This is a genomic window from Bacillus sp. ZY-1-1 (genome assembly GCF_003047165.1).
GTDB lineage: Bacteria > Bacillota > Bacilli > Bacillales > Bacillaceae > Bacillus > Bacillus velezensis.
Map to the genome: position 1 here is coordinate 2,467,698 of NZ_CP027061.1, position 13,156 is coordinate 2,480,853.

Consider the following 13,156-nt stretch of genomic DNA (forward strand, 5'->3'; position numbering starts at 1 on the left):
ACAACCTTTCTTCTTTTACAAAGTAAAGAAACAGAGCAGGTGCTACTCTGTTTCATCAATAATTTCAAGAAGCCGTTTTTTATTCTGTTTGATTTGTTTTTTTCGATTTGAATCCGGCCAGTACTCTTTTCTGACAAACTCGGCAGGCGGCAGCGGAGTTCTGACGGAATGATATGAATCATCCAGGCCGCTTACCAAAAGGTGGGCGTTTGTTCCGCCGAAACCGAAAGCGCTGATGCCCGCCCTCCGTTTTCCATCCTTCCAGCTTCTCAGTTCTGTATTCGGATAAAAAGGCGACTTTTCAAATTCAAAGCGGGGATTTGGCGTTTCACAATTCAATGTAGGCGGAATTTCCTTATGCCATATTGATAAAATCACTTTAATGAAACTTGCCGCTCCGGCGGCGCTTAATAAGTGTCCGATATTGGTTTTTACACTTCCTACTCCGCAAAATTGCGTTTTGTTTGTGTCTCTTCGGAATACTTTTGTCAGAGCCTGAAGCTCAATCGGATCTCCAATCATCGTGCCTGTGCCGTGAGTTTCGACGTAGCTGACTGATCCGGGAGTGATATCGGCTTTTTCAAATGCATCTTGAATAACCTGCTCTTGAAGCTTAGGATTCGGAGTCGTAATCCCCATTGTCGCACCGTCGTTATTAATAGCTGATGCTTCAATGATACCGTATATCCGATCTCCGTCAGCTTTTGCTTTCTCCAGCGGTTTTAACAGAACAGCGCCAAAACCCTCTCCGGGTACAAAGCCGTTTGCCCTTTCATCAAAAGTAAAACACTGACCGTCCGGCGAAAGAGCTCCTCCTTCTGTTAACATCAGGTAAGGAATTTCATCCAAAAGCAGATCCGCCCCTCCTGCCAGCGCCATTTCTGAATCACCGTTTTTTATGCTTTGGCAGGCTAAATGAATGCTGACTAATGAAGAAGAACAAGCGGTATCAGACACCATGCTTGGACCGTGAAAATTAAAGAAATGCGACACATGTGAAGCAATAAAGTTTTGACTAAGCCCGACGATGTGGCTGCTGCTTTCTTTCGGCAGTTTGTGACCGTAGCCGCCCATTCTGGAACCGACAAATACGCCGACTTTTTTTCCCGATAATTCTGTTTCTTCATAACCGGCATCCCGTACAGTCTGTACACTCGTTTCTAAGAAATGTCTTATCAGCGGATCCGTTTGGATGGCTTTCTCCTCTTCCATACGGAAATACTCCGGATCGAAGCTGTCGATTCCATTGATAAATCCTCCCCATTTGCTGATGCTTTTTCCCTTTTGCTGCATCGGAGAGTAATTTTCTTCTATATTCCACCGGGAATCAGGTACTTCTTTAATATGATTCTTCCCTTTTCTCAGATTGTCCCAAAATTCCTCTTTATCAGCCGCGCCCGGAAACTTACATCCGATTCCGATAACAGCTATCTTTGCAGAGGAAGCCGTCTGCGGTTCTGTATTTCGGCTCGTCACAGACTGCATATCATGCTGATTGCTGCTTTGAGAATCAGTCTGTTCGATTTGTTTTTTCAACGGCGGCGCCGTCTTACCGATATATTCCGCGAGACCATGAATCGTGTTGTGTTCAAGAAGCACAGTAGGGTCGATTTTTTTCTGAATCATTGCTTCTATACGATGTATAATGCTGACAAGAAGTATAGAATCCACACCGTATTCCTGAAAATCCGTATTTGGGTTAAGCTTTTCAAGGGGTATGCTCAATTCCTCGGCAAATACGGCAGAAAGTTCACTGACAAGCCCTTCTGAATGATCAAAAGTGCCGGGAGTCTCCTGTCTTCGGGCTGGAAATGAAGCCTTGCCGGTTTTATTGATGTTCAGGAGACTGTCTGCATGAAACACTGTTCCTTTTTTCACGATAGGAATGATATTGGCCGATTTTTTCTCCAGTGCATGATACAAAATCGCCAGTCCTTCCCGCGTGGATAGAGAGTCCAATCCCAATTCATCATATAAAGGACTCGTCACAGTACCCATTCCGACTTCTTTCCAGCTCGGCCAATTGATGGACGTGAAATACGTTCTCCCCTTTTGAAAATGATAAGCCGCGAAATAGTCCATATATGCATTTGCAGACGCGTAATCAGTCATTCCTTTCGACAGTTTGGGTGACTGTGCTGCAATTGATGAAAACAGAATAAAGAAATCCAGCGGCCTATTATTAAAAATCCGCTCCAAATTCTGAAGTCCAGTGACTTTCGGCCCGTACACCGTCTTAAATTCACTCATTCTTTTATGAATAAAGGCCGGATTTCCGCCGCTGTGCAGTCCGGCACAGTGTATGACACCGCTAATATCTTTAAATTCAAGGCTTACTTGGTGAAAGAATGATCGAAGCTTCTCTTCATTTGTGAGAGAACCGCTGTAATACAGATAGTCGACACCTTTTTCTTCAAAACTTTGAAACAGTTTTATATTGCTGACTGTCTTTTCGTCCTGTCTGCCCTCTTTCAGCAAATGATCCCATTCACTTCGCAAAGGTAATGGACGTGTACCCGTCAGCACGAGTTTTTTCACTCCCCGTTTCACCAAATCTTCAGCTATTGCTCTGCCAATGCCCCCTGTCCCGCCGGTAATGACGATGGCTTTATCCGCAGGAAATGAAACAGGACCGCCGCCGGTATGGATTCTTTCTTCTTCAAAATACGGAACATACCTGACGCCGCTGCGGTAGCATACTTCATTCTCTCCGGTACATTGCGCCCTTTCAATCTCAAAGATTTGTTTCAGCTTATGCGTTTCTTTCATGCTGTCTATATCTATTGTTTTCACATGAACAAAGCCGTATTCCGCAGAAAGGGCTTTCAGAAAAGCCGCTGATTCTGCACCCGTCAGCTTTGGTTTTTCCGCTTTAAATACCTGCAAGCCATTGGTTAGTTGTAAAATGGATAATGGTGTTTCCTTTTTACTCCGCTTAATTATTTCTTGTATAAATAAGAATTTACCATATGGGATGCCGTTCTGATTTTCACTCTGGTTTCCGATATCTGAGAAATCAAATATATTTTCGACCTGCCGCTCACCGCCCGAGAAGATCTCACAGATAACGTCGTATGCGTGGGTTTCATCTAATAAAGAACACTCAAACATTTGATCAGAGTGTTTTATAAATGAAGAGTGATGTTTTATGACAATCAAATTCTCCTGATCTATATCCGGACAAATGGTGCGGGCAATTGATTCTGTGTCTTGATTCACAAATGCGACTGTCAGTCCGTACTCTTTTGTTTCGGATGGATTTACAAACGGATTCTCCCTCCATTTTTTTTGCAAGTGATGTTGAGAAGAATGCTGAGGGATCTCTGTCCTCTCAGTCCTGGACGGAACCCAATAACGTTCTTTTGCAAACGGATAAGTCGGAATTGAGATCCGTTTACCCGGCTGCTGTAAATGTTGATGAACGGATTTCCAGTCGATATCCGCCCCCCAAACCCATAATTGAGCCAGCTTTTCCGCTTCACCGTTCTCAATAATGGTCTTTACAAACAATTCGCCTGCTCTGCCTTCCGTTAACGCCTTCATTTTTTCAGCAAATGCATCTGATTGCTGATTAACATATACGCCTGGAACTTGCTTGTCACCGCGGCAAAACTGAGATAATTTATCTTTCATTTCTTTAAGAGAGGTACCGGTAATCGCCGCTCTGGCCTCCATCGCTTCTCTGCCCGATTGTGTAGTGTATGCCAGATCCCGTAAAACGACGCTTTCCGATTGGCCGCCTTCCATCACTTCATTCGGGAACATGTCTCTTATCGCTCCGGCATATTCCTTCAGTAAGTATTCAGTAACCGCTTGAATGGAGGGGCAATCCGTTAATTCATACATCGTGAGTTCAATATGAAACATTTCGTTAATAAAATCCGCCATCCGGCTTAATTCCAAAGGACCTACGCCAAATTCACTCAGGTGATCAGAAATATTAATTTCTTCCGGATGAATATGAAGCAATTCCGAAACAAACGGTTTGAGTACTTCATTCACCTTTTCTTTCATATCAGGCTGTTTATCCTTTACTTCAGGACTTAGTGAACGCTGAATAAAATCTTTCATGTTTTCGGCATACTCAAGAAGACGTTCATTGTCTTTGGCAGATAACAGGACAATATGCGGTTCGTTCTCAACATGTTCTGTTGAGACGTTTGTTTCTTCATATTCTTCTATAATGATATGAACATTCGTTCCTCCTGCTCCGAATGAGCTGATTCCCGCTCTTCTCGGAACAGTTACTGTTTTTCCGTTTTCCTGCAGTTTCGGTTTCTTCCAGTCTTGCAATGACCGCTGTACATAAAAGGGAGATGCTTTAAAATCAATATTTGGATTCAACGTCTCCGCATGTATGGAAGGAAACAGTTTTTTCAATTTCATTTGCAAAAGAACCTTTGTCAAACCGGCAATTCCCGCTGCGGCCTCAAGATGACCGATATTTGATTTGACAGAACCGATTGAACAATATTGAGTGTGCTCCGTAAATTCCCGAAACGCTTTTGTTAATCCGGTGATCTCAATCGGATCTCCCAGAGAAGTTCCCGTTCCGTGAGCTTCAATATAACTAATTGTACGAGGGTCAATACAAGCTTTCTGAAGCGCGTCCTGTATCAGTTCAGACTGACCATTTGGATTAGGAACCGTAAAACCGTTTGTTCTCCCTCCGTGATTGACCGCTGTCGCTTTAATCAGCGCATAAATATGATCTCCGTCCCTTACCGCTTCCGCCGCCGGCTTTAAAAGTACGGAGCCCACTCCTTCTCCCGGTACATAACCGTCACCGCCCTCGCCGAATGTACGGCATCGGCCATCACTTGCAAAGAAGCGGCTTTGATTTAATAATGTATATTTATTCGGATGAAGCGTAAGATTGACTCCGCCCGCAACAGCAAGTGTGCTTTCTCCTCTTCGTATACTTTCACAGGCTAAGTGAATGGCGTTAAGAGAGGATGAACACATTGTATCCACCGCCATACTCGGCCCCTTAAAATTAAAGAAATACGATATTCTGTTTGCTATTGCAGAAAATGGAGACCCGACGGCCAGTTCATTTCCTTTAAGTGATTCTTCAACGCCGAAAAATTGATAGCTTCCATATGTGACGCCTGCAAATACTCCGACCTTTTTGCGGGTCAGATCTGAAGGTTTATAACCCGCATCCTCTATGGTATTGTACACCGTCTCTAGAAAGAGACGTTCCTGAGGATCAAGAAAAGCCGCTTCTTTCGGTGATATCCGGAAAAATAAAGGATCAAACCGGTCTGGATTTTTCAGAAAACCTCCCCACTTATAGCAGCTTCCCTCGAGCATTTCCTTCCGGTCATCAGGAATTTCGCTTACGCAATCCCGTCCATTCATCAGCACATTCTGGAACTCTCTGATGTTTTCCGCACCCGGGTATCTGCCGCTGACACCGATAATGGCTATATCAGCAGAAAGGGGATCGGCCGCAATGTGCTCTTTTGAACCTTCTCCTTCAGAGCGTGCCGGCGCTTTTGTTTCCACTGGTTTTCTTTTTTGCTTTTTTTCATATGAAACAAGCTCAGATTTGCCGGCCGGGTTCAGCAGTTTCATCATTCGTTCGCCGTGATGACTCAGGAAATATTCGGCTAACTGCGATATGGAATGATATTCAAAAAATAATGTTTTCGACAATCTGCCGATACTTTGCTCCAGCTTTTTGGTCAGACGCATGATCATCACTGAATCAATGCCGTATTTCTCCAGGTATTGTTTTTCATCTATGAGTGAGGCCGGTAATTTTAATTCTTCGGACATTATATTTTTTAGATAGCTGATGATATTTTGTCTTAATTCATCGCTTTGCAAATCGGCATCTTCCTGCTGGTCTGAATGTAAGCTGATTGTGCCGGCACGCTTCAGCACATCCTCAATCTTTTCTTTTCGGCCTTTCAGGGCAATCAGCTGTTCAGATGATTGACACAAGCTGTTCTCCAGAGCCTGTATTCCGTCACCGTCATCTAGCGGGTCAAGGCCGAGTTCCTGTTTCATGTAGGATATTCCTTCATCGTCAATATTCATCCCGCCGGAAGTCCATAGCGGCCAATTGACTGACACCACCCTTTCGGCAGACTCTTTTGCGGTCATAACTGCTGCATACTGATCCAAAAAGGCATTGGCGAAAGCATAGTCACATTGGCCGGCTGATCCGAAGACTGCCGATGTGGATGAAAACAAGACAAGTAATTCAACTTTCATTTTTTTGATTTCTTCCGCCAGCCAGAGCGTGCCATAAACTTTCGAACCTGTGACTTGATCCATTTCTTCTTTTGTCTTTCTTAAGATAAAAGAGTCACGGAGTACGCCGGCACTGTGAAATACTCCATGCAAGGTGCCGAACTGCTCTTTTGCAAAAGCAAACATCCGTTCAGCATCACTTTGTTTTGAAACATCAGATCGGATGTATTCAATTGTTGAACCTGAGCTTCTTAAATATTCGATCTTTTTTTTCTGCTCTTCAGTTAAATCAGAGCGCCCTGTCAATATGAGATTCGCTTTCCATTTTTCCGACAGATGTTTTGCCAGTATATAACCGAGACCGCCCAGGCCTCCTGTAATCAGATAATTCCCATGATGTTTCAGCGGCTGGGTTAAATCGAATGAGCCGGCTTTATTATAGCTTTTCGTAAAACGTCTGCCGTTTTCATAGCGCACTTCAAAGTGGATATCCCGTTTTTCGTCACACTCTCTCTGATATATATCAGCTATTGCTGGAAGAGCGGCTCCCGCACCCTCTGATTGAGTGATATTGATAATCTGATAGTGAAAATTGGGGTGTTCCTGGTGAACGGTTTTCACCAATCCGCCGAGAGCATGATGCAGCGGCAGTTGTTCTTTATTCTGAGTTTGAAAAATATGCGTCAGTTTTATTATCTTTTTCCATTTTAATTCAATCAGCGCCTGTGTAATATACAGAAGAGAAAACAATCCGTTTTCCAATTGTTTCTGTATACCTCCCTTACTCATGTCAGCCTGAGAATCAGACCACAAGTGAAGAATCTTTTCGGGCGGCTGATAATGATCATGAATGTATCGGAACAGCTTTAGATAATCGTCTTTTTTCACGTGGTTCATACAAATCGTATCATCATGTAAAACAGCAAATTCTTCTCCGCGGATGACAAACAAGAGAGTGCAGTCCTTAAACAAACCGCTCAATTCTTGTATTTGCCGTTCATTTTCTGCAAAAATCAGGAGCAATCCCGTCAAGGGTACGCTCTTCGTACTCGGAATGAACGATTCTGTCCATTCCGGCTTGTAATATAAAAGAGGATGGTTCGATGCCCGTGATTTTTGATTCTGAATGGATGTCACACGGGCATAGCCTTCGTCAGCCGACATTTGTCCTGTTTGAATCAGATCAAGAATATCGCTGATTTGTTCACGTTTTCCGTTCATCATTCTTCCCCCATTAATTGTTTCAATACAGCCTTCTGATCAATACCATTGGTTTCCAATTGACGCAGGAGACGAATGAGTTCATCGTCCGTCTGAACAGTGTCTTTTTCATGACCATATCTGAATCTCACATCTCTGCACTCCGCCAGAATGCTTCCGTTTCCATCTGTAAATGTCATATGACACGTTACATCACGGCTGTTCTGCCTGTTCACTTTTTGAGTATAAACATAAAAATTTTGAGCGAGAGGCTGATAGACATCCGCCGCTCCCATTCCGATCAATTCCGGGAAGGTTTCTCCGCTGACAAAAAATGCACTGGCTTGAATCGCGGACTCAAGCGCTTCAGGAGAAATCGTAAAATTTTCTCTTTTTGCATAAAGCTCATCCGGCATTGAATGAAGCGACAGCATTCCGTCACTGTTTTTCGCTGATTCAATGACAAAAGGCGCTTCAGCCGGATGTTCAGTCATTTCTGATTTGACTTCAGCAATATCAAGCGCTTCAGGAAGCATACCGCTTTCAGGCTTAACCATATGCGCATTTCCGCTGGCAAGTCGTACTTTATTCTCATTTTTTGTGTTTGCATATATGTCAAACCGCGCAAAGTCACGCTCAGGCGTCAGCGTAATCATCAGTTCCCGTATATCTGTCATTCCGTTCATGCTTTCGTTCCACAATAAATCGGTCAATGTTTGAACTGGTTGTCCAAATGCCGCCGCTGCATTGACGATAGCCATTTCAGCCAAAGATGCATAAGGGAAAAAGGACACGTTTCCTTCAGACAGACTTAGTGCGAACGGATGATTACGGCTGATTTTTTTCGTGAAACTGAACTGATGAAAATCGGACGTGTTACTCCCCAAGAAAGGGTGACCCGTCTTACTCACATCCGCTGAAACAAGTGCTTCCCCTTTTTCCGCTATCCAATACCGCTGTTTGATCAGCGGTTGTCCCGGAATAGAAATCCTGCGGGCATTCCGATTCACCTCAAAAGTCTCCCAATCTATCTTTCTTCCATTTACCCATTTGGATGCTGCTTCGGCGTAATCTGAACAAACGTGAGGCATTTCATTGTGAACTTCTGATTCGAATGTATTACCGGTATGGCTCAAGCTGCTTTTTTCACCCCTGATATAAGCTGAAAGCTCTTCAGCAATGACCTGCCCGGAATCTGCCACTATCGCCAGCCGTTCTTCCATATGATCGCGTCCCGTCTGAAGTGTATAGGCAATATCCTGAAGACGCAGTTTATGATTGTTATCCTTCGATTCATTTTCTGATAGAAAATCAGCCATAACCTTTGCATATTTTATCAGCCGTTGTTTGTCTTGAGCCGATAAAACAAAGATCACTCGGCCGCTTTGATGATCAAAAGCTTTTGGCGGCTCATACGCTTCCAATATTAGATGCGCGTTTGTTCCTCCTGCCCCAAAAGCGCTTACCCCGGCTCTCAAAGGATGAACAGCATGGCTGTTTTGCGGAATATTCCATTCAGCCGCTTTCCGCTGGACTTGAAAAGGAACCTGATCAAAATCTATAAACGGATTAACAATATCGGAATGCAGAGAAGGAACAAGCTGCTTATTCTTCATTTGGAGAAGCACTTTCGTTACCGCAGCGATTCCTGCCGCAGATTCTAAATGTCCGATATTGGATTTCACCGAACCGATGGCGCAAGGATGGTTCAATTGATAGGAATCTTTGAGTCCTTGAATTTCAATCGGATCGCCTAATGATGTCCCTGTTCCATGCGCTTCAATATAATTGACGGTGTTTGGTTCAATGTCAGCTTTACGAAGCGCTTCTGAAATGACCTCCGCCTGCGCATCCGGATTCGGTATGGAATACCCGCTCGTCTTTCCTCCATGGTTAACGGCGCTTCCCTTAATCACGCCGTATATTTGATCTTGATCTTCTATTGCTTTTTTCAATGGTTTTAACAATACGGCTCCGACTCCCTCACCGGGAACGTAACCGCTTCCGTCTTTTCCAAAACTCCGGCATCTGCCGTCACTTGATAGAAACTGTCCCATGCTGAGGAACTTATATTTATTCGGATGTATTGACAAATTCACTCCGCCGGCTAATGCCATATCGCTCTCTCCGCAATGTATGCTTTGGCATGCGTAATGAATAGAGGTCAATGATGAAGAGCACATTGTATCCAGAGCCAAACTCGGACCTTTTAAATGAAAATAATAAGACACCCGATTGGCAATTGAAGAATAGACGGAAGCCGGCGAGAAAGCCGCTCCGTTTTCTTCTCCTTCAAATAGTTGATATTGGCCCCACATTGCACCGACAAATACACCGACTTTCATCTTTTCCAGCATGTTTCTCGGGTACCCTGAGTCTTCAAAACAATTTTTGGCCGTTTCTAAAAAGAGCCTTTCCTGGGGATCCATAAGTTCTGCTTCCCGTGGGGAAATATGAAAGAAAAGCGGATCAAATTGATCGGCTCCGCTGATAAAACCTCCCCACTTGCTGTAAGACTTCCCTTTCATATCTCTGTCTTCGCTGAAGAAATCATCTATATTCCAGCGGTCAGGCGGGATTTCTGTAATACAATCTTTTCCGCTCTTTAAATTCTCCCAAAATTCAGGTAAGTCTTCAGCCATCGGATACTTTCCGCTTAAACCGATAATGGCAATGTCTTGATGCCTTGTATCAGCTGTTTCATTTATTTGGATCTCACGGCTTTCATCCACCATGAAGGTATCTTGAAGTGCAGATTCCAATTTTTCTTTGTCACCTTCAAACACGATCAGCTGTGATGCGTTCAGAGAGAGTGAATCTTGAAAAGCTTTGATCCCATTGGTTTTACTAAGGGGAACCATACCGATTTTTTGTTTCATCCATTTTTCAGTTTGTTTATCCACTTTCATGCCGCCGTCTTCCCATAGCGGCCAGCCGATGGCTACTGAGACGCCGGAGCGTTCTTTTTTCCGCCTCATTCCTTCACGCCACTCAGCAAAAAGATCGATGAACCGGTTAGCCAATGCATAATCCGTCTGTCCGATATTCCCGTACATCGAGCTGCTTGATGAAAACATCACAAAGAAGTCCAAAGGTTCGGTTTGCAGCAAGCTGTCCAATAAGACCGTCCCATTTATTTTCGGAGCGATCACTTCCTGAATTTCATCTTTTGATTTTTGAATCAATAAAGCGTCGTGCGTCACACCGGCACTGTGTATCACACCGTTGATTTCTCCGAATTTCCTTTTAATAGTTTTTATGATTCGCTCTGCATCGCGGCTATCTGAAAAATCTCCTCTTATATATTGAACGGAAGAACCGCCTGCTTTCATTCGGCTGATTTTGTTCTTTTTGTCTTCCGTCAGTTCAGAACGGCCCGCTAAAATAATATTGGCTTTCGTTTGCGCTGCGATATGTTCTGCAAATATAAGGCCTAAGCCGCCGGCCCCTCCTGTAATCATGTATACTCCGTTTTCTTTAAAGGAGAAACTTGAGTTTTGAGCCGGTTCCGCTTCCCGTAAGGCACGGACCCAGCGCACATTTCCTTCATAATAAAGATCGGTTTCTCCCGGATGCGCTTCAGTTGATTCGCATCTGATGATTTCAGCTGTAAGAGCCGGCAACGATGTCTTGTCTGAAACTGATATCCCGATTGTCTTAAGGGCCAGTTTCGGGTTCTCAAGCAAAATAGACTGCCCTGCGCCATGGACTGAAGCGTAAAGCGGCTGATCATTTTTATGGTCCGCCGGATAAAGGAAAAGCGATACAACCTTTTTTTCCGCCTTGCTGCGCATCAATGCCCGGCTGAAAAAGAATAGCGGGTAAGCCCCTTTATAAAGCTGTTCACTTATTTTTTCCGGGTCGGCAAATGATCCTTCCGGCCACCCGTACACCACGGTGTCGGGCATTTGCCCCCTTTTTTTCAGATCAGCTGCAAGCCTGTCAAAGTGGGCTTCCTCCCTGTGATCTATCTCATAAACACCGTCTCCGTGATAGGAGAAACGATTCCCTGATAAAACGAGAATGATCTGTGTATTTTCGAATCCATTTTCAGCATTTTCCCGCATAAAATGAAAAAGCTCTCTGTCATATTGAAACAGCAGACATGTTCTTTTCTTTTTATTTCCGCAATGCGGGTCCCAAGCGGCAGCCTTTTGTCTCCAATACGGCGTTAAATAGGTCAGAGCCGTATGATTCTCTCCATGATGTAGAGGGAGGTCTTTGTCAACGGAAGTCTTTTCGCCGCTCTCCGCAAAATAATTTGCAAGTTTTTGAATCGTCGGATACTCAAACAATAAAGTAGGGTACAGTTCCCTGCCTGTTTTCTCCTCCAATGCCTTTACGGCTTGCATAAGTGTGACGGAATCCAGGCCTTGTTCATAAAAACCTTTTACCACAGAGAGTGTTTCAGGGGCAGTCCCTTTGATGTCTGCGATCAGCTGCTGAATGTCTCCTTCTGTTATAAGAGCGGAAAGATTTTCGTTCTTACTTTCTTTCATGTCAGGCTTTTCAGCCGGTTGATTTTGCGTTAAGAAATAACTGGACATTTTTTGATTTTCTTTAATATACGCGGCGAGTTCCCGGATCGTTTTCTGCTCAAACAGGAGTGTAGGATACAGCTGTTCCCCTGTTTTGTTTTCAAGTTCTTTGACAATGGCAAGCAAAGAAGCGGAATCCAGGCCTTGTTCATAAAAACCAATGTCTGTCCTTATGTCACGCAGATCTATATTTGAAACCCCGGATATTAATTCTTTAAGGTGTGTCTCAATGCTTTCGCTTCGATCTATGATTGAATCTTTTCTCATCAGGCCGTCTTTTGGCTGAGAAGCCGCTTCAGTTTCTAAACGAGTCTGCTTCAGATTTTCAATTAAATCTTTTGAGCGAATATGTTTCACAGACAGCCGTGTAAAATAAGCGATCATCTCCCCGTGTGCATCGTACAAACCGTAACTGACTTGGATGACATCCCCTGAATCATGATTTTGGTCTTGCTTCTCTATGTACACATAACACCTGTCTTCCAGGCGCTTCGTCATACGGAAAGATTCAATATGAATGGGAATATACGTTTTCATCCGGCTTGCCGGAGATCCTTGTGTAAAATATTCGGGACATGCCTGATAAAGGATCGATATGATGGTAGACGCATCAAGAAAAGTGGGATGCAATTGAAAATAGCCGGTATATTGTTTGGCAATTTGGCTGAGCGACAACTCTGCAAGTACAGAATGATCAGACGCATAAACCTTCCCCAGACTCTTCATAAATTCAAAATGCTCTATATCAACCTTTTTTAAATAGTCATAGCATATCTCCATATCGGCTTCACGGACGGAGGCATGTTTGATTTCATCGATATGAATTGAACTCATGCTTTCCGGGAATTTCTGCATGAGCCTGCAGTTCATATTCTCATCCCAGCTTTCATCCAGAATCCGGTCATCTTTTACCTTTCTGCTCTTCGCCTGGATTTCCCATCCCTGTTCCAATCCCTGAAAACGGATGCGGATTTCTCTGTCAAAGGTGTCCGATGTTGCTACAGGTTCCAAATACAAAATATTCTGACACTCGAGTTCTTCAATAGGCAAACCTTTACTCAGCGCCATACGGTATATCATATCTAAAAATGTGACACCGGGTATAATCCGGGTGCCATGCACCCGGTGATCCCTGACAATATAGTCCGTATGTTTAATTGTTAATGTGAACTGATAGTTTTGATTACTGGCCACCTGTCTCATTCCTTTTCTTT

The 13,156-nt window shown here is 43.8% G+C and carries 2 protein-coding genes; both read right to left on the reverse strand.

The window, feature by feature from the left end; all coding sequences use genetic code 11:
• Positions 1 to 42: 42 nt before the first annotated feature.
• On the reverse strand, positions 43 to 7,425 hold the full coding sequence (locus tag C5I45_RS12240) for an SDR family NAD(P)-dependent oxidoreductase (protein WP_107994408.1): 7,383 nt from the start codon (positions 7,423 to 7,425) through the stop codon (positions 43 to 45).
• Positions 7,425 to 13,136: a type I polyketide synthase gene (locus C5I45_RS12245; RefSeq protein WP_107994409.1), complete on the reverse strand. Its 5,712-nt coding sequence runs from the start codon at positions 13,134 to 13,136 to the stop codon at positions 7,425 to 7,427. Before C5I45_RS12245 ends, C5I45_RS12240 begins: the two co-directional genes overlap by 1 nt.
• Positions 13,137 to 13,156: the final 20 nt, after the last annotated feature.

Excerpts from the sequence above, each read along its gene's own strand:
- C5I45_RS12240 (WP_107994408.1), bottom strand. The coding sequence starts at position 7,425 with ATGAACGGAAAACGTGAACAAATCAGCGATATTCTTGATCTGATTCAA.